Below are 19,087 nucleotides of genomic sequence, written 5' to 3'. Positions count from 1 at the left end.
CCGTGATCGAAAGCCCGTTGCATTCTTTTACCCGCCAGGCGGGTCCCCTGTTCCACTTTGCCTTTGTAGGCAAAGCCTTACATTTTTCAATTTCTACTATGGATTCTAGCAGAACTTGGGTGGCTGGCAGCCCAGCCAGGCCATCGGTTGGGTGCTGCCGCTGCTGGATACAGGTCTTTCAGGCGCTGACTATTCGGCCGGAAGTTCTTCAGCAAGCGCGGCAAGGCGGTCGCGTTGGGCGAGCACCAGGGCGAGTTGGCCCAACACCAGGCGTGCGGTTTCGTCATCGGTGTCGATGGTGCCGAGCGCCTCGGCCATGGCGGGTTCGTGTCCGTTCGGCGTTGCGGCGCTGCGCGTGGCGAGGGCCTGCGCCAGCCGTTCCAGCGCCATGATCGTCTGTTCGCCGGCACGAGTGATCATGTCGCGCGCCGCTCCTGGCATCAGCGCCTGCCGGTTGGCGCCCAGCGCCGAGAGGTGACCGAGCAGGCTGTGCGCCGCGCCAAGAAAACGCAGCAGCGCTTCGCTGCCCTGACGATGCCGTCCCGGTTCGCGCAGCATATTGGAGAGCACACCGCTCAGCGTGGCGTCGGCGTTGTGTGCGTCGCGGCGGGCGATGCGGTAATCGAGGTCATCGCGCTTGCCGCTGGCGTACTGGCCGAGGATGCGTGCCAGGTAGCGCGCGTCGCAGTGCAGCGTGTCGGCCAGCACCTGACTGAGCCGTCGTCCTTGCCAGTCGGGCAGGATCAAATGGATCGCGAGCGCCGCGATGCCCGCGCCGATCAAGGTATCCAGCAGGCGCGGCCACATCACTTCGTAGCCCTTGCCAACCTGGTTGAAGCACAGCACCACGAACAGCGTGATCGCGGCGGTGGCGGTGGTGTACTGGCGATGGCGCATGGCGAAGAAGCCCACGCCGGTGACGATCAGCAAAGGCACCTGGGCCGGCCCGAACGGCAGCAGTCGCAGCGCCGCCCAACCCGCGACCAGGCCCACCAGCGTACCGGCCACGCGTTGCAGCAAACGGCGCCGCGTGGCGCCGTAACTCGGCTGGCAGATCAGCAAGGTGGTCAGCAGAATCCAGTAGCCGTTACGCGGGTGCACCAGATGCAGCACGCCATAGCCGGCCAATAGCGCCAGGGCCAGGCGCAGCGCATGGCGGAAGCGGAACGAGCGTGCAGTGAACTGGATACGAATGCGTTCCCATGCCTCGCTCAGATCTTGCGGGCCGGGATCCTGCAGGGCGCTTTCCGCGCCCTCGGCCGGTGCGGCCAGCGGCGCCTCATGCGAGAGCAGTTGCTGGATCGCATTCATATTGCGCACTAGTGCGTCGAGCGAGCGCAGCAAATCGGCGGCTGGCGGCTGAGCTTGTCGATGCAGTGTTTCCAGCGACGTGCACACATCCTCCAGCGCCGCGCCGGCGCCGTTGTCGCCCTTGAACGGTATGCGCTGGCGCAGTGCATCGGCGCGGCGCCGGCACAGGCCGGCTTGCAGGCGCAGCAGATGCTCGCAGCGGAACAGCACATCACTATGGAAGAAAGCTTCGGCGAGTGCATCGTACGGATAGTGCGAGGAGCTCACCCGCTCATGGATGTCCTGCGCGGTGAAATACAGGCGCAACCGCGCCGCAGTGGAGCCGCGCGGGCGGCGCGGACCGATACGGTCGATCAGCACCAGCCGCGTTTCATTCAAGGCCTGCACCACTTTTTCGTTGCGCATGGCCAGGCCGGGTTGCATGGCCTCGCGATCAAGTCCGTGCACCGGCGCGAACAGCGCCGCTTTGTCTTCCAGATAATCCGCCAACGCATCGAAGGTGCGCGCCAGCGCATGCCGCACCGCCTGCTGCGGCGACAGCGCGCTCCATAGCAGCGACAGCACGCCATACCAGGCGGCACCGGCCAGTAGCAGCGCTGGTTCGCGCAGACTGCCGGGATGCGTTTCGGCATCGGTGCCGATCATGGTGTAGACCGAGAGCAGCAAGGTCGCACCAGCGATAGTCGCGTAGCGGCCGCTGACCGCACCGAGCATGACCAGTCCGAACGTCGCCAGCGGCAGGCCGAGCGCAAACAGCGGCGGATACGGCAACAGCCTCTGCACGGCGAATGCGGCGACAGTGAAACACACCAAGGTAATCAGCAGCGTGCCCAGCCGGCTGCGCCAATGATCCTCGGTTTCCGCGAGGGCGCAGGCGATCACGCCCAGCAGCGCCGGAATGGCATCGGCAAAGCGGCCCACCGCCAGGCAATACAGAGTCACACCGCCCAGCGCGAGAAATACGCGCAGGCATTCGGCGAAGCGGTCGGAGCCGCGCAAGCGGCGCCAACGGTCGATAAGAGGAGAGCGGGGCATCGCCGATCCCAACGCAGATGAATGCGGATCCCAGGCTTGGGTCACGCTACTTTCATCAGAACGGACCTGCCCATTCGCGACGCAAAGGTCACCAGCATGTCGAGACTGAATTTTTCGACCTTGCCTCGGCGAAGATCGGAGATGCGGCTCTGACTCACCTGGAGAATTTTTGCGGCGTCGGTCTGCGTCAGATGCCGCGCCTGAATCATTTTCTCGATTTCGATCATCAGCTCGGAGCGCATTCTATGGACCGTGGCTTCCGGTTCGGAAAAGCCGAGATCGGCGAATACGTTGCCGCTGGAGTGGGTGATCTTCGAATCGTCGCGTTTGGGACGGGGCATCGTAGTCATTCCTCAAATACGGGACAGGTCTTGCACGAGAGGGTGATGTAGCTGAGGACTACCTGATCTCTTTGAACCGTTTCCGGGCCAGATCGATATCGATTTGGCAGTTCTTTGCGTCTTCTTGTTGAAGGCATGCAGCACGTAGACCACATCGCCAATGTTCGCCACGTAAAGAACGCGATAGATACCTGCTTCATCCCGAATACGTATTTCGCGCACTCCGTCACCCACGCTTGTCATGGGTTTCCAGTCATGCGGGTCAAGTCCATTCTGGATTCGATGCAGCTCATATCCGGTCTCTCGACGGGCATCGACGGGGAAATCTTTTAAATCATCAAGGGCCGATCCAAGAAAGGCTAGCTGCTTCATGCAAGGCGATCTCCTTTACAGCGGGAGTTATACAAACATTTAGATATATATGCAAATACTTGGATATTGTGCGGCATAAAGAAGCCCGCCAGGGCGGGCTTCTTTGATACACGTCTCCCGGCAAGCCGGGCGGGCGTGAGGAGCTGCGCTTACTGACCGCGCATGCGACCGGCAAAGCGCGGCGCGCCGTTGCCCATGTGCGGCAGCTTGATCTTGCCGATCGAGCTGATGCGCTCTTCGGCCAGACGGTCGGCAGCCTTGTAGGTCGGCACGTTCTCGGTCTTGCTGATCTCGAAGATGCGGCCCAGGTTGTAGTAGATGGTGCGCATCATGCGCATCGCGCGCTCGCGGTTGTAGCCGTCGATTTCCAGCGACACGTTCATCACGCCACCGGCGTTGACGGCGTAGTCCGGCGCGTACAGCACGCCGCGACGGGTCAGCTCGTCGCCGATGGAATCGGTGGCCAGCTGGTTGTTGGCCGCGCCGCAGATGATCTTGGCCTTGATGCGGTCGATGGTCTGCTCGTTGAGCGTGCCGCCCAGTGCACACGGCGAGTACACGTCGGCGTCGACGTCGTAGATCTCGTCCAGGCCCACGGCTTCGCAGCCCAGCTCGTCCACGCAACGCTGCACCGCATCCTTGTTGATGTCGGTGACGAACACCTTGGCGCCCTGTTCGCGCAGCAGCTTGATGAACTCGCTGCCCACGTGGCCGCAGCCCTGCACGGCGTAGCTGTACTTGCCCACGTCTTCGTTGCCGTGCTTGACCTGCAACGCGGCCATCAGGCCCTGCAGGGTGCCGAACGCGGTGAACGGCGACGGGTCGCCCGAGCCGCCATGCACCTGGTGCACGCCGGTCACGTATTCGGTTTCACGGAACACGTATTCCATGTCGTTGACGTCGATGCCGACGTCCTCGGCCGTGATGTAGCGGCCGTTGAGCGAGTTGACGAAGCGGCCGAACGCGCGGAACAGCGCCTCCGACTTGTCCTTCGACGGATCGCCGATGATCACCGCTTTGCCGCCGCCCAGGTTCAGGCCGGCCACGGCGTTCTTGTAGGTCATGCCGCGCGACAGGCGCAGCACGTCGTTCACCGCATCCTGCTCGGTCTTGTACGGCCACATGCGCAGGCCGCCCAGGGCCGGGCCCAGCACCGTGTTGTGGATCGCGATGATGGCTTTGAGGCCGGCGTCTTTGTTATGGCAAAAGACGACTTCTTCGTGGCCCGTGTTGGCGATGGTTTCGAAAATCATGGAACGCTTGACTCCGTGGGTAGGAATGCCGGGTTTAGGGGAGTGATCCGGCCAAGGCACTGAAAAACCTGGCAATCATCGCTCCCAAAGGCGGCTGGGGGCGTCGATTGGACGGCGTAGTCTAGTACCTGATCGGAAACCTCCACACTGCGACGCAGCAAACGCAGCAGCGGCGGGCACTTCCACGGGGCGGGTCCAAGGCCCAGACGGCCGGCCCCGCGGCCGGCCGTTATCCTTGCCATGGGATCAGAAGGTCAGCGTGGCGCGCGCCCAGAAGTAGCGGCCCATCACGTCGTAAGTCGCCACATCGGTATTCGAGTTGGTGACGTTGTTCTGATAGAACAGCGGCGGCTGCTTGTCGGCGATGTTGTCGATGCCGAGATCCAGCCGGGTGTGCCATTTCTCGAAGTTATAACCGGCCTGGATGCTGTGGTAGGTGTACGCGCCGATCCTGCGCACCACGGCGGACCGATCGGTATCGGCCGACAGCTGCTGATTTTCATCGGCGCTGCCGATCTGGGTGCGCCCGATGTAGCGGACACGCCAGCTGGCGCTCCACGGACCGAGACTCCAGTTCAACATGGCCAGGCTGCGCCACCGCGGGAAATCGCCGTAGGCGTAGGTGTACTTGCCAGCGTTATGGATGGTCACCGAAGACGGATCGGCTGGATTCGGGTTGATGTCGTAGCGGGCCACATAGGTGTTGTTGAGGCTGACATTGAAGCGGCCGAAGCGCGTCTGGTCGAAGCGATAGGCGATGCTGCTGTCCACGCCCTTGGTCGACAGCGAACCCAGGTTGACCGTGGGCTCCGCGACGTAGTCGATATCGCCGGTGTTGAGGCGATGGATGAAACTGCAGAACGGACTCGATGCATTGGAGTAGCACTGGTTGAGCACCGTCTGCGCCGAGATCGAGGTGATGGTGTCGTTGAGGTTGATGCGCCACACATCCGCGCTCAACGACAGGCCCGGCAACCATTGCGGGTCATACACCACGCCGAAGTCGAACGACTTGCCCTTTTCCGGCTTCAGTTGATAACCGGCGGCAATCGCACCAGAGGTTTTGGCGCCGATCTGCGGGTTGGCCTGCTGGTAACTGCCATTGGTGGGCACATTGGCGCAGGCGCTGGCGTGGCCGCCGGTGTAGAAGTTGCACGGATCGTTGACCGTCGGCGAATCACCGCCGATACCGGCATAAAGTTCGTTGATGTTCGGCGCGCGGAACACCTGTGAAACCGTGCCGCGCAGCAACAGGTTTTCGATCGGACGCCATTCCAGTGCGACCTTGCTATTGGTGGTGTTGCCAGCGCTGCTGTAGTCGGAGTAGCGCGTGCCGACGGTCAGGTTCAATGAGTGCGCCCACGGCTCGTCGGCCAGCAGTGGGATCAGGGTTTCCGCATAGGCTTCCTTCACGTTGAAGCTGCCGGACAGCACCGTGGTACAGAACTCCACTACACCGCACAGGCCATTGAGATCGGCGACGGCGCCGGGATCGGTACGGGTCGAGGTGCTTTCCTTGCGGTAGGACATGCCGACCGCCAGATTGACCGTGCCGGCGGGCAGGGCGAACAGATCGCCGTTGGCATTGGCCTCGAACTGCTTCACGGTGTAGCGCGTGGTCGCAACAGGATTGACCTGGATCGCTTTCAGCGCGGCGATGGTGGACGGGTCGGCGACGTTGAAGATGTTGATCGGCGTGCAGTTGGCGATCGGGTTGGCCGCCGTGCCGCAGGTCACCGCGCCGCTACTGCTCAGGAACGACGGCCCCAGCGCTTGCTCCAGCTTGGCGTAGTCGAGGAAACCGTAGTTGATCGATTTCTGCCGCATGTTGCCGTAGTTGATATCGGCATCCCACTGCCAGGAACTGTCGCCGAAGCTACCGCGCAGGCCGGGATTAATCTGGGTGTTGTAGGTGTTGTAGACGTAGCGGCGATGCCCCAGCGTAGTGATGCGTGTGTTGTAGTTGCCGTAGCTGTTGCCGGTGGCGCGGTCGGTGCCGAAGTTGACCCCGAACGGGTTGTAGTAGTTGTCCGCGGAGACCAGGAAGTTATCGCCGTTGGCGAAGATCGGGATCGGCGCCAGTTCGGAATCCGATTGCGTCTTGGTGTAGTAGAGGTTGACGTAGGCTTCGAGATGGTCGGCCAGCTTGTACCTGCCGAGCACAAAGAAATTGTTGCGCTCTTGCGGCGTCTGCAGAATGTTGTCGCGCTGGTAGTTGTACGTATCGGCGCGCGAATAGCAGTGATAGTCGCTGAGCGACGTGGCACCCGTGACGCCCGGATTGAGCGACACGCGCGAACTGCAGCCGAGCTGGCCGGCCAGTGCGCTGGGCAGGGTGATCGAGCCCACCGGCGTGGCCGACGAACCGCTATAGACGACCTGGCCGTCGGTCAGGTTCAGCGCGTCGCGGGAGAAGCCGCGGTTGCCCGCCTGCACCGCATCGATCGAGTGGTGGCTGATGCCGGCCACGATGCTGCCGTTCGCGCCGGTGTGTCCCGCGGTCAAGGTGAAGTTGCGGCGAAAGCCGTCGCTGTGCCGGCTTTCGCCGAAATCCGTGGTGAATTGCACGCCGTCGAAACGGTCGCGCAGGATGAAGTTCACCACGCCACCGATCGCATCCGAGCCGTAGATCGCCGAGGCGCCGTCGCTCAGCACTTCGACGCGATCGATCATGTTGGACGGAATGCTGTTGACGTCGTTGTAGGCAAGGCGCACGCCGTTGACAAGAATCAGCGTGCGTTTGTCGCCGAGGCCGCGCAGCGAAATGGTCGCCGCGCCGGTACCGCCGCCGCTGTTGGTGCTGGCGTTGGTGGCGTTACCGGCGATGGAGGGCAGGTCCTGCACCAGATCGCCGAGCGTGGCCTTGCCGGTGGCGGCAATCTGCGAACGGTCGATGGTCACCACCGGGTTGGCGGTTTCCACATCCACACGACGGATGCGCGAGCCGGTGACGGTGACACCTTCGAGATTCTTGGCGGCTTCCGGATTCGAGCCTTCGCTGTTGACGCTGGCATCCTGCGCATAGGCGTGCGCGGCTGCGCCGAGCAGGATGGAACTGAGTGCGATCCTGACGGTGTAGCTGAGTACGCGTTGAGCCAGCGGCGCTGAAGGTCGACAGGATCGATAAGGGGCGGGCGGGCGGGAGATCGGGAGCATGGCATTCCTCGCGTGGGCGGCTAGTTGGTATCGGGCGGTGCCGCGGTTGAAGCGAGCCCCGCGACGGGCATTTCGCCTTCCATGGGCAACAGTGGGCCGTGCCGGGCCAGGCCCGGCTTTGCGTTCACTGGGTGACGGCTACCGGCGTGCGCGCGCCGGTAGCCGTCCATGCATCCGTCGCAGCGGCGACGGAGGTTGCGTGCTCAGCCGCTGCTGGGCGCGCCGGGTTCGACTTGCCAGTACACGGCGTAACGTTCACCGTGCACTTGATTCAGGGGCGCCACGGCGACGTTGCCATCGCGGGTAGCCGCCTCGAAGCGGAGCTCCTGCGCCGAGATCACGCGCAGCCACGTGGTCGTCGCGGTCTTCTCCGCGATTACGCGAGGCGCGGGCCATGGCTTGGGTTCGGGCTTGGGCGCGGCGTCGTAGCCGCAGTACTGCATGTCGTGGGTCAGGCCCTTGCTGCCGAGTCGAGCGGCCAGCACGAGCGGGCCATAGAGCATCGCGCGCTGATCGTCGTCGCCGGGCAGGGCTTCGCTATAGAGCTGCATCGGCAGGTCGAGCTCGACGCGATCGCCATCGTGCCATTCCCGTTTCAGCGTGAGGTAGCTGCCGGGCGAGGCGAACACATCGAGTGCCTGGCCATTGAGGCGCACGCGCGCGCCGGCGGCGATCCAGGAGGGAATGCGCAGGTTGAGGGCGAGCTGTGCCGGCGCGGCAAGCTTTATCTCGAAGCGCGTCAGCGGTTCGCGCGGGAAAGCGGTTTCCTGGCGCAGTCGCAGCTTCTGTTCCGGCCAGTCGAGCTCGGAAGGAATGAACAGGTTGATGTAGAGGTCGCGACCGTCGCGGAAGTAGATGCTGTCGTTGAAGCGCGCGAACTCCTCCGCGCCTGAGCCGGTGCAACACCAGAACGAGTCGGTCGGCGAGTTGTAGAACTTCGCGGCGCCGGGTTGCAGCGGGTAGTAGTACAGCTTCATGCCGTCGGCATCCTGGGTGCCGAGGCGAGCGTTGTAGAGCGTTCGCTCGTAGTAATCGAAGGCGCGCGGATCGCCATTCCACGCATAGACGTGACGGGTCAGCTTGAGCAGGTTGTAGGCCACGCAGCATTCGGCGCTATACAAGCCAAGCTGGCCCTTCAGATCGCTGGGGCCGGTTTTCCAGAACTCGTCGTTGCTGGAACCACCGGTGGCGTAGGTCCGGTTCTCGGTGACGGTTTCCAGGAAGAACTCGCTGATGCGCCGGTAGCGTGGCTCGCCGGTGAGCTCGTAGCGGCGCGCGGCGCCGAGCACCTTCGGGATCTGTGTATTGCTGTGCAGGCCTTGCAGCTCGTCGCGGTGCGCGGCCAGCGGCTCGAACAGCGACGCCTGGTCGAAGCGGTGCGCGGCTTCGCGATAGCGCTCGTTGCCGGTGATCGCATACAGCTCGTACAGCGCGTCGTTCATGCCGCCGTACTCGGTCTTCAGGATGTGCGCGACCTCGGTATCGGAGAAACCATTGAGCCAGCGCACCGTCCAGTTACCGACGCCGATGGCGACCTGGAGCGCCTGCGCATTGCCGGTATGCGTGTACATGTCGAGCATGCCGGCCAGGATCTTGTGGATGGTGTAGAACGGTGCCCACACCTTTTGCCCGCTGCTGAGGCGGTCGAAGAAGCTTTCGGGAAAGGCGCTCAGATAGCCATTCGGCTGCTGGCAGGCAGCCAGCGCGGCCACCAGCTCGTCGCCGCGCTGCTTCAGCACTTGATCGCCCATCGTGGCATAGGCCAGCGCAGCCGCGGAGAGATAGTGGCCGCCGCTGAAATGCCCGCGCAGTTCGCAGTCGGGTTTCTCCCAGCCACCCAGCGGTTTCGCGGTGGAGGCGATGCCGGCCTGCACGCGGAAACTGTGCGCCAGGCGATCCACGGGAAGGCTGTGCAGATAACGCTGGTTGATCGCAGCGGCACGCGAGAAGTCGCTGTCCAGCAGACGCACCTGATTCAGAGCGAACGCCTGCATGCGGCGCACAGGTTGTTCACGCGGGCCGAGACCGAGCGCGGTGTCGGCCGGGGTGCTGGCATCGGCCAGGTCGGGCGCCAGTGCGAACACCTTCGGCATGATCGTGAGCGAAGCCAGCGCCGCGGTGGCGCGCTTGAGAAATCGCCTGCGATGATCAACGCCTTGCGGCATGCACTGCTCCCCGTTCGTATGGCCTCGTACCTAACTTGTGGCACTGGTACATCGCATGCATCCCCCGATGCGCGCTTTCATCCTGCCGTCACATAAGCAACCCGTCTTGTGTCATTTGCGGCCGTGAAATGCGGAATTCCGCACAGTGGTGGTTTTCTACATGAACGTGGCGCGATGCTGCTAAAAATTTAGACGTCTATATGCAATGACATGTAGGAGCCCACCCTGTGGGCGAAAGCCCTGAATCGTAGGTTGCCTGTTTTTCCAGGGCAAAAACACGGCCATGCTCGCGCATGGCCTTCGCGCACAGGGTGCGCTCCTACAGGAACGGTGTCAGATGAAAAGGGCGGTGATGTGCAGCCGCTGGCCTGGTTCGCCGCGCAGGCGGACCGCATCGTCCTTCAGGTCATGAGTGCCGGCTGTTGCACCGTCCACTGCCACGGCGCCGAGTCGTTTGCCTTCTGGTACGCGGAGGCTGAGCCATATGGACTTGGGGGCGGAAGTCGCCGGAAGCGTCACATCCGCCGTGATCTCGCCGTTTCCATCGGGTTGCAGTTGCAGACTGGTCCGACCCCAGCGTGTCGGGGCATCGGCGATGGCGATGGGCTCCCGGCCAGCCATCCAGCGGCGCGGCACCGCGCGGGCGAGGTATAGCGTGTCGCCGGCACTGTCGTCGAACACCAGCATCCACCGCAGCAGCAGCGGAATGGTGAGCTGCGCCGGTATGCAGAACAGCGGCATGCCGCCGCTGAGGTCCGATACCTCGCCAGCGGTCCAGCTGCCCGGCGTATGCGCGTGATAGCGATGCGCGTAGAGAAACAGCAGATATTCGTCGATGCGTCCCAGGCGCAGCAACTGCTGCGCATAGCCGTAGGAGATGAAGCCGAGAATGTCGCGGTTCTCCGCGCTGGGAGGCGCCACATTGGCCACGACCCCGAGACTGGTGGCGCCGTGGCCACGCATGCAATCAATCACCAGATGCGCGAGGTCATCCGGCAGCACATCGGCCTGCAACAACTCGGCATAGGCACGATGTGGCCACTGCTGCTCACTGGGCTTCTCCTTCAACAGCGATTCGCGGAAGGTGAGTTTCGCGCCGGGTAGCGGGCCAACGTAGGGCGGCTTGAGATCGTGGCGGATATGGGCGCGCAGGCTGCGTACGACCTGATCGGTGAGCATGTCGGCGCGTTTGCGCCAGCGTGGCGCGCTGCTGTCGTCGTGGCCGGCGATCTGAGGCCAGGCCGTCGCCAGATCCCGCAGCCCGCGCGCGGCGAGGGCGCTGTTGGCGTAGTAGGGCTTCCACCACAGTTGTGGCTCGGGAAACAGGCAGGCGTCGGACTCGTTCCAGCCGTGGATCAAACCATGGCCCGGATCATTGGCCGGCAACTTCAGGCTGGCATCGTGCAATTCCAGCAGGATCTGCACGGTCGCTTCGATCTTGCCGCGATGCTTGCGCAGCAGGGCAACGTCGCCGGTGTACCGCAGATAGCGCGCAAGAAGCGACAGCGTCAGGCCGAACTGGCCGGTCTCCGCGCCGCGCATATTGATCATGCCGTCGGGTTGCACGAAGTCGGTGAAGTAGCCGTCCAGTACCGTCGCCGCCTGCGCAAAGCGACCCCATTCCAGGTTGGCGTAGAGCGAGCTGGTGAAGGTGTCCTGGAAGCCGTCGTATTCGTTGCCGTAGTAGTCGCGATCCACTGCACCGTATTTCGGATAGCTGCCGCCCGGGCGCACCACCAGTTCGCGGGCAAAGGCGAAGCGCGCCATGTCGCGCCAGCTCGCATCGGGCAGGCTGGCCGCGCAGACATCGGCGAGCCGCCGTTGCCAGTCATCGTGAAAACGCAGCAGGGCGCGGTAGAAATCAGCGGCCGAGGGCTCCTTGCGACGCGGCGGATAAGCCGGATAACTGTGGCCAAAGCGCACTTCGCGCATGCGGCCGTGCTCGATCAGCGCGGTGCGATGCCAGGTTTGCACCACGAAACGATCGTCGGCATCGACATCGGCAAACACTAGTACGTCGTACCAACGGCCATCGCCCAAGGGAAACACTTTGTGCACCGCTGGTAGCCACCCGCCGAGCAGGCCTTCGCGACGACGCACGGCGAGCGCTTCGTCGCGCAACGCAGCCACGTCCTGTTCCGGATGGAAGGTGCGCGTACGGCCATTGGGAAACACCGGCATCGTATCCGCGCTCTGCACCGTGCCGACGAAGGTGGTCCAGGGCAGCCGGCCGGCGTAGTCCTTGGGATCGAGCTTCGAAGCCAGCGGCGGTGCCGCCAATCGGACCTGCTCCGGATCGGGTTCACCGCGACTCAGCAAACGGTCTGCGAGCAGATCCGCATCCGCGAGTGCCACCTGCGCGAGCGTCATGCCGAGATAAGGCGGCTCGCCCGAAGCGTGGCAGGCTTCGGTGCGTTTACCGAGCACACAACCGCCGTCAGGACCGAGCAGGGTGATCGCGCCATCAGGATCGCGCAGATCTTCGAAAACACGCCAGCCAGCCCCGTCGATCCCGAAACCTTCCAACTGGACGTGACCCGCCGTCGATACCGCCGCAACCGGTACACGCGGCGGCGCGGCAAGTGGCGCACCGCTTAGAGGCGCCTGGAGCGCGACAGCCTGGACCGGCGTCCAACGGACCACGCCAGCCACGGCCCCGGTAGCGGCAAGACCCTGCAGAAAACGACGTCGATCCATCGGCTAATGACCCCTGTGCTATCGCGCCACTCCATCGCGCTACATCAATAAAAGAAAGCCCGCGTACGCGCCCGAAAACACAGGCGGAAGAGGGGGAGGTGGCTTCCGTACGCGGGCCGAAACTCAGATTCCCATGCGGCAGGTTCGTGGTCTTGCATCGATCCAACCACCATCATGCGGAATCCCGCACATTTGCAATGAAGCGAGTCGCGCCGCAGCCGCGGCAGTTCTTGATCTGGCTCTAAAGTTCGTCGGTACAGAGGCGAGGGCAGGACGATCAGCCCTGGGGAAAATGATCCAGACGTCTGGCACTGGAAGATGCGTAGCTACAGAGCTCGTCGCCTGCTCTTAGACCATTTCTCTTTGGTTACTTTCTCTTTGGGCCAGCAAAGAGAAAGTAACTCGGGCGCCGGCAGGCGTCCGAAATGCCCGCTGCATAAGCGGCCAGGGCACGCAGACGCTAAAACCGAGCGACACCACCACTGGATCCCTGCCTACGCAGGGATGACGAAGTAGGCAGCAACGTCACGAGCACCGCACATCAAGCAGCGCTCATAGCGAGCCGACTATTACGCCGTCCATAAGCGAAATACAGCACACAACCCAGCAACAGCCAAATGGCAAAACGCAGGTAGGTGATAGTGGGCAATCCCCAAATCAGCCAACAAGAAAATCCCACCCCAATCACCGGCACCACCGGCACCCAAGGCGTCCGAAACGGCCGATGCAACTCCGGCTGCCGCCACCGCAACACCGCCACGGCCGTGCAGATCACGATAAAGGCCCCCAGTACCCCGATATTCACCAGCTTCGCCAACTCATCCAGCGGAAACAGCCCCGCCGCCGTCGCCGTAACACCACCCAGCAGTACGGTGGAACGATGCGGTGTACGCCAGCGCGGATGCACGCCTGCGAACCACGCGGGCAATAGCCCGTCGCGCCCCAGGCTGAAACCAATGCGCGCCCCGGCCATGAGGTTGGCGAAGATCACGCTGGTGATACCGCAGACCGAAGCCAGCGAGATCACCACCATTACCCACGGCAAACCGATCTGGATGAACGCACCGGCCACCGGTGCGGCATTGTCCAGCGTGGTGTAGGGCACGATGCCGGTAAGCACCAGGCAGATGGCGAAATACAGCAGCATGGCGATGCCCAGCGACAGCAGCACCGCGCGGGGCAGGTCGCGCTGCGGATTGCGCGATTCCTCCGCGGCGGTGGTCAACATGTCGTAGCCGAACACCGCGAAGAACACCACGGCCGCACCCGTCACCACGCCGTGCATGCCGAACGGCATGAAGGGATGCCAGCGCTCCGGCTTCACGTAGGCAACGCCCGCGATCACGATCAGCGCGGCACCGGCGATCTTGATCGCGACGATCAAGGTATTGAAGCGCGCGCCCCATTCCATGCGCATGGCAAGCAGGGCGGTGATGGCGAGCGAAATCAGGATGGCGGGCAGATTCACCACGCATCCCGGCGCGCTGCCCCATGCACCTCGCGCCCACACCGGCAAGGGAATGCCGAACGCATCCAGCAGCGCCTGCGCATAACCCGACCAGCCTACGGCCACCACGGCCGCGATCAGCGCATATTCCAGCAACAGATCCCAGCCGATGATCCATCCCGCGAACTCGCCGAGCACCGCGTAGCCGTAGGTGTAGGCACTGCCGGAGACGGGAATCAGTCCGGCGAACTCGGCGTAGCACAGCGCCGCGGCCGCACTGGCGATGCCGGCAATCAGGAACGAGATCAGCACCGCCGGTCCGGCCTGTGTCGCTGCGACGGTGCCGGTAAGTACGAAGATCCCGACGCCAATGATGCCGCCCAATCCGATGGCGGTGAGTTGCCACAAGCCCAGCACACGGTGCAGGCCGCTACCGCTTTTCGCCGCCTCGCCTTGCAAGGTTTCCACCGGCTTGCGCCGCGCCATGTCGTTGATCAGGCCCATCGGTTCCTCCCCGGAACAGCGTGCAGTTTTTGAGTGTGTCGTTTTGTTGTTGTGTTCCCTGAAGCTGCTTATTTCTCCTGGGCGTAGGGCGACTTCCCGCCCTTCGCTATAAATGCATCCACCTGTTGCTGCAGCACGGGCAGCGGCACCGATCCCAGTGACAGCACGGTGTCGTGGAAGGCTCGGATGTCGAACCGCTCGCCCAGCGCTTTCTCGGCCTTGGCGCGCGCATCCACGATGGCGAGTTCGCCGAGGTAGTAGGACAGTGCCTGTCCGGGCCAGGCGATGTAGCGATCCACTTCGGTTTCGATTTCGTGTTCGCTCAGCGCAGTGTGGTCGCGCATGAAGGCCTGCGCCTGTTCGCGCGTCCAGCCGAGATGATGGATGCCGGTGTCCACGACCAGCCGGCAGGCGCGCCACATCTGGTAGCTCAGATAACCGAAGCGGTCATAAGGCGTGTCGTACATCTCCATCTCGACGCCCAGGCGCTCGGAGTACAGCGCCCAGCCTTCGCCGTAGGCGGAGATATAGGTGTAGCGGCGGAAATCGGGCAGCCCCTCATGCTCGGCCGCAAGCGGCATCTGCATGGCGTGGCCGGGTGCGGATTCGTGCAGCGTGAGCGCGGTCAACGAGTACAGCGGGCGCGAGGGCAGGTCGTAGGTGTTGACCAGATAGATACCCGGGCCGCCGCGTCCGCCGGTGTAGAACGGCGCCAGATCGGCCGGCACCGGTTCGATGGCGAAGCGCTGGCGGGGCAGGCGGCCGATGTAACGATCGATCTTGCCGTCCACGCGCTTGGCGACCCATGCCGCGTCCTTCAGCAGTTCCTCGCCGCTCTTCGGATAGAACTTCGGATCGGTGCGCAGGTAGTGCAGAAACTCGGGGAAGCTGCCCTTGAAGCCGCTGTCGCGGATGGTCTGGTCCATCTCCTGGCGGATGCGCGCGACTTCTTTCAGGCCGAGCTGGTGAATCGCTTCCGGGCTCATGTCCAGCGTGGTGAATTCGCGAATCTGCGTGCGATAGAACGCCTTGCCGTTCGGCATGGATTCGGCGGCAAGGGTCGTGCGCGCCTGCTTCATGTAGGTGTTGCGCATGAAGTCGAGCAACTTGGCGTAGGCGGGGATCACCGATCGCTGGATCGTTTCGCGGCCTTGTGCGCGCAATTGCGCCTGCACATCGGCAGGGATCAGCGCCGGCATGCGGCGGAACGGGGTGTAGAACAGGTTGTCGTCGCCCTTGGCGTTGACCACGTCGGCGATGGACTGATCGCGTCCGGTCAGCGTCACGCGCGGTACGCTGAAGCCGCGGGCGAGGCCGGCGCGCATGTTCGCGATCTGTTCGTCGAAGTAACGCGGAATGTCATCCAGCTGGCGCAGATAGCGGCGGTATTCCTCCGCGGTGCGCAACGGATGCCGTGCGGTGAAGCCGAGATTGGTCCAGAACGCCGTATCGCTGTTGAACGGCATTTCCCAGGTGCGGAAGCGCTGATCGGCCAACAAGGTCTCGATCTGATTGCGATACACCGCGTAGTTGACTGGATCGTCGCCATGCAGTTGCGCCGGCGAGATCCCGTCGAGTTTCTTCAGCACTTCGGCCCAATAGCGCTCACGCTCTGCTTGTGTCGCCGCATCGACTTTGGGCAGATGGTCGGCGGCCTCGCCCTGGCTGTCTTCGTCATCCGCACCCTTGAATTGCGCCTGGCGCCATGCCCATTCCTGCGTGTAGACGGCGCGGAAGCGGGCGCTTGTATCGTCGGCGGCGTGCGCCTGCACGGCGGCGATGGCGAGGCAGACGGCACAGCTCAGGCTGACGATCAACTTGTTCATGGCGCAATCCGATCTCTTGTAGGAGCCCACCCTGTGGGCGAAAGCCCTGCGCAGCAGGGCAGCTATTCAAGAGCGCGGCCCTTCCGGGCCGTTTCACTCAGGCCATCCATGGCCCTCGCCCTATGGGCGGCTTTCGCCGTGCAAACCGGCAGTCCTGCCGGTTTGTCGCCCACAGGGTGGGCTCCTACGCAAAGGGTTGGTCGATGGCGGGCGAGGGCGGGGTGAACCACGCAGCGCCTTCCTGGGTGACGTAGAAGTGATCTTCGAGACGCACGCCGAAACGGTCGGGCACCACGATCATGGGTTCATTGCTGCAACACATGCCGGGGCGCAGTTCGGTCTGATCGCCGCGCACCAGGTAAGGCGTTTCGTGGATGCTCAGGCCGCAGCCATGGCCGGTGCGATGGGGAATGCCTGGCAGGCGGTAATCCGGGCCCAGTCCGGCACGCTCCACCACAGCGCGGGCCGCCGCATCAACGGTCTCGCAATGCACGCCGGGGCGAATCGCTTCGAAGGCCGCGCGCTGCGCTGCCTGTTCCAGTTCCCAGATCCGCTGTTGTTCCGCGTTGGCACGGCCGAAGATATAGGTACGGGTGATATCGGAGTGATAGCCCTGCACCGTGCAGCCGGTGTCGATCAACACCAGTTCGTCCTCGGCCAGGTACTGCTCGCCAGGGATGCCGTGCGGATACGCCGTAGCCTGGCCGAATTGCACGATGCAGAAGGTGGAGCCGTTGTCCGCGCCGAGCGCACGATGCGCGTCGTCGATAAAGCGCACCAATTCGGTGCGGCTGATGCCTTCGCGCATCAGGCCGGCGGCAAGGCGGTGCACCTGCAAGGTCATCGCCGTGGCCTGTTTCATCAACGCCAGCTCGGCTTGTGACTTGCACATGCGGCAGCCGTCGACGATGGCGCTTGCATCGCTCAGCGGTTTGCCGCCCAGCACTGCGCGCAATCGCTCGGCGACCACGTAGGGCGCGGCCGGATCGAGCGCGAGGCTGCCGGCGCCGCGTTCGCGCATGGCGTCCGCCACCAGTTGCTGCGGGTTGTCGTGCTCTTCCCACAGACGCACGTCGGCGGGAATGCGCAATACGGCGGTCAACGAGCCGACTTCGAAGCCAGGGCAGATCACGATGGGATCGCCGCTGGCGGTGAGCAGCATGCCGACCAGGCGCTCGCTGGCGCCCCAGGCGACGCCGGTGAAGTAGCGCAGCGATGTGCCGGCGGTGATCAGTACGGCATCGACTTGTTGTTCGCGCAGAAGGGCGCGGGCGCGTTCAGTACGTTGCTGGTATTCGTCCGCGCTAATTGCAGGTGCGACGGCAGTCCAGGGTTTCAGGCTGGTCCTGGCCTGCGCGATATCGAGACCGCCGATTTGCGTCATGCGTGCTGTGCTCCCTGGTCTAGATCGTCAATGCACCAGCAGCCATCGATGCAGCGCGCCACGCCACCAGGGTTGTGATCGCGCAGTTCCGCCGGGAGCTGGTGATCCGGCACATGGTCGTAGCAGTGCAGAGCCGTAAAGCGGCGGATGGCCGATGGCATGCCGACGGCGGTGAAACCGGGATGGCCGGTGCTGGGATAGGGGCCGCCGTGATTCATGGCGGGGCTCACCGCCACGCCGGTCGGCATGCGATTGCCGATCAGGCGGCCGACATGCGGGCGCAACGCATGGGCGACTCGCGTCCAGGTTTCCTCGTCGCTGCCGTTCGTAGCGCTGTAGAGCGTGCCGGTGAGGTTGCCCTCGAACGCGGCGGCCACTTGCGCCATCTGCGCGACATCATCAACGCGCACCAGCAGGCTCGCCGGGCCGAACGCCTCCGTCTGCAGGGCCTTTGGGGCGCGCAGGAACTGCGCGGCATCGACGCTGAGCAGGGTCGGCGCGTGACGATAGCCGGGCGCGGCAGCTTCGCCGCCGGCGAGTACTTCAGCGCCCGCCGCGCATAGCGTGGCAATGCCCTGGCGCAGGTGGTCGAGCACACCGCGCGAGAACAGCACGCTTGCCGCCGCGTTCGCGAAGTGCGCGGTGGCGGCGGCCACGAACGCATCGCCCGCCTCATCGCGCGGCACGATCACCACGCCGGGATTGGTGCAGAACTGGCCGCTGCCCATCGTGCAGGAAGCGAAGAACTCCTGCGCCAAAGCTTCGCCGCGTTCCGCCAACGCGCCAGGCAACAAGAACACCGGATTGACGCTGGACAGTTCCACATAGGCAGGAATGCCGGCCGCATCCGCGGCAGCCTTCAACGCCAGCCCACCCGCGCGGCTGCCCGTGAAACCGATGGCGCCGAGACGCGCGTCGCCAGCCAGTTTCGCGCCGATCTCGTGGTCGAAGTGATACAGCATCTGCACGGACGCCGATGGCAGACCGCTCTTGCGCAGCGCGGCCAGTGCCAGTTGGGCGAGCCGTTCGCTGGTGGCCAGGTGCGAGGGATGTGCCTTGGCGATCACCGGATTGCGTGCCGCGATAGCCGAGGCGAAATCGCTGCCGGCGATGGCGTTGAAGGCGAACGGAAAATTGTTCGGCCCGAACACCAGCACCGGCTTGCTCAGCGGCGCGTGATGCGAACGCAGGCCGGCCGCCGTGTCGATCACCGGTGATGTCCATGCATAGCTGCGCACCGCCTTGGCGGCCTGTCGAAGCTGGCCAGTGGTGCGCGGCAATTCCACCGCGGCCAGGCGCGGCTGCTTGGGCAAGGCAGTCTCTGCATGCGCGAGCGCGACCAGTGTGTCGGCGTCAGCCTCGATGCCATCGGCATAGGCTTCGAGGAAAGCGGCGATGCGTTCCGGTGGTGTCGCGGCGAGTTCATCCGCCACGGCCACCGCGGCACGCAGCGCGGCTTCCACATCCGCCGCGCCGACGATAGGGAAGGCCGGGCCGATCGCTTCGCCGGTGGTGGGATCTTCGGCGCGAAGCGTGCCCACCAGCTCACGTGGCAACTGCCAGTCGCCTTCGATCAGCAGAGGCTGCACGTTCATC

11 protein-coding genes are annotated in these 19,087 nt (G+C 64.0%); all 11 read right to left on the bottom strand.

Features of this window, described 5'->3' with window-relative positions:
• Positions 1 to 189 precede the first annotated feature (189 nt).
• Complete coding sequence (gene yccS / locus ISS97_RS11075) at positions 190 to 2,346, bottom strand: YccS family putative transporter (protein ID WP_379986636.1); 2,157 nt, start codon at positions 2,344 to 2,346, stop codon at positions 190 to 192.
• A gap of 41 nt (positions 2,347 to 2,387) precedes the next feature.
• Positions 2,388 to 2,687, bottom strand: coding sequence for a helix-turn-helix domain-containing protein (locus ISS97_RS11070; protein ID WP_379986637.1), 300 nt, complete (start codon positions 2,685 to 2,687; stop codon positions 2,388 to 2,390).
• 12 nt (positions 2,688 to 2,699) lie between these two features.
• Entirely contained in the window at positions 2,700 to 3,059 is a 360-nt protein-coding gene (locus ISS97_RS11065) for a type II toxin-antitoxin system RelE/ParE family toxin (RefSeq protein WP_379986638.1), read from the bottom strand.
• Positions 3,060 to 3,208: 149 nt separating this feature from the next.
• Complete coding sequence (locus ISS97_RS11060) at positions 3,209 to 4,312, bottom strand: Glu/Leu/Phe/Val dehydrogenase dimerization domain-containing protein (protein ID WP_311839154.1); 1,104 nt, start codon at positions 4,310 to 4,312, stop codon at positions 3,209 to 3,211.
• 246 nt (positions 4,313 to 4,558) lie between these two features.
• Positions 4,559 to 7,468, bottom strand: coding sequence for a TonB-dependent receptor (locus tag ISS97_RS11055; protein WP_379986639.1), 2,910 nt, complete (start codon positions 7,466 to 7,468; stop codon positions 4,559 to 4,561).
• A 203-nt stretch (positions 7,469 to 7,671) separates the two neighbouring features.
• Positions 7,672 to 9,633 (bottom strand): glycoside hydrolase family 127 protein, encoded by a 1,962-nt coding sequence (locus ISS97_RS11050; protein ID WP_379986640.1) that lies wholly within the window; start codon positions 9,631 to 9,633, stop codon positions 7,672 to 7,674.
• Positions 9,634 to 9,966: 333 nt separating this feature from the next.
• Positions 9,967 to 12,330, bottom strand: coding sequence for a twin-arginine translocation signal domain-containing protein (locus ISS97_RS11045; RefSeq protein WP_379986641.1), 2,364 nt, complete (start codon positions 12,328 to 12,330; stop codon positions 9,967 to 9,969).
• Positions 12,331 to 12,871: 541 nt separating this feature from the next.
• On the bottom strand, positions 12,872 to 14,281 hold the full coding sequence (locus ISS97_RS11040) for an amino acid permease (protein ID WP_379986642.1): 1,410 nt from the start codon (positions 14,279 to 14,281) through the stop codon (positions 12,872 to 12,874).
• Between the two features lie 68 nt (positions 14,282 to 14,349).
• On the bottom strand, positions 14,350 to 16,107 hold the full coding sequence (locus tag ISS97_RS11035; protein WP_379986643.1) for a DUF885 domain-containing protein: 1,758 nt from the start codon (positions 16,105 to 16,107) through the stop codon (positions 14,350 to 14,352).
• Between the two features lie 184 nt (positions 16,108 to 16,291).
• Positions 16,292 to 17,491, bottom strand: a complete 1,200-nt coding sequence (locus tag ISS97_RS11030; RefSeq protein ID WP_379986644.1) for a M24 family metallopeptidase — start codon at positions 17,489 to 17,491, stop codon at positions 16,292 to 16,294.
• Positions 17,488 to 19,086, bottom strand: a complete 1,599-nt coding sequence (locus ISS97_RS11025) for an aldehyde dehydrogenase family protein (RefSeq protein ID WP_379986645.1) — start codon at positions 19,084 to 19,086, stop codon at positions 17,488 to 17,490. The genes ISS97_RS11030 and ISS97_RS11025 overlap by 4 nt, the downstream gene beginning before the upstream one ends.
• Position 19,087 lies beyond the last annotated feature (1 nt).

It is taken from the genome of Dyella koreensis (assembly GCF_044904565.1).
Lineage (GTDB): Bacteria > Pseudomonadota > Gammaproteobacteria > Xanthomonadales > Rhodanobacteraceae > Dyella_D > Dyella_D koreensis.
This window is presented reverse-complemented; position numbering and strand designations above follow the sequence as displayed.

Bases quoted from the DNA above. Each gene is read 5' to 3' on its own strand.
- yccS (WP_379986636.1), bottom strand. From the start codon at position 2,346: ATGCCCCGCTCTCCTCTTATCGACCGTTGGCGCCGCTTGCGCGGCTCC.
- ISS97_RS11070 (WP_379986637.1), bottom strand. From the start codon at position 2,687: ATGCCCCGTCCCAAACGCGACGATTCGAAGATCACCCACTCCAGCGGC.
- ISS97_RS11065 (WP_379986638.1), bottom strand. From the start codon at position 3,059: ATGAAGCAGCTAGCCTTTCTTGGATCGGCCCTTGATGATTTAAAAGAT.
- ISS97_RS11060 (WP_311839154.1), bottom strand. From the start codon at position 4,312: ATGATTTTCGAAACCATCGCCAACACGGGCCACGAAGAAGTCGTCTTT.
- ISS97_RS11055 (WP_379986639.1), bottom strand. From the start codon at position 7,468: ATGCTCCCGATCTCCCGCCCGCCCGCCCCTTATCGATCCTGTCGACCT.
- ISS97_RS11050 (WP_379986640.1), bottom strand. From the start codon at position 9,633: ATGCCGCAAGGCGTTGATCATCGCAGGCGATTTCTCAAGCGCGCCACC.
- ISS97_RS11045 (WP_379986641.1), bottom strand. From the start codon at position 12,330: ATGGATCGACGTCGTTTTCTGCAGGGTCTTGCCGCTACCGGGGCCGTG.
- ISS97_RS11040 (WP_379986642.1), bottom strand. From the start codon at position 14,281: ATGGGCCTGATCAACGACATGGCGCGGCGCAAGCCGGTGGAAACCTTG.
- ISS97_RS11035 (WP_379986643.1), bottom strand. From the start codon at position 16,107: ATGAACAAGTTGATCGTCAGCCTGAGCTGTGCCGTCTGCCTCGCCATC.
- ISS97_RS11030 (WP_379986644.1), bottom strand. From the start codon at position 17,491: ATGACGCAAATCGGCGGTCTCGATATCGCGCAGGCCAGGACCAGCCTG.
- ISS97_RS11025 (WP_379986645.1), bottom strand. From the start codon at position 19,086: ATGAACGTGCAGCCTCTGCTGATCGAAGGCGACTGGCAGTTGCCACGT.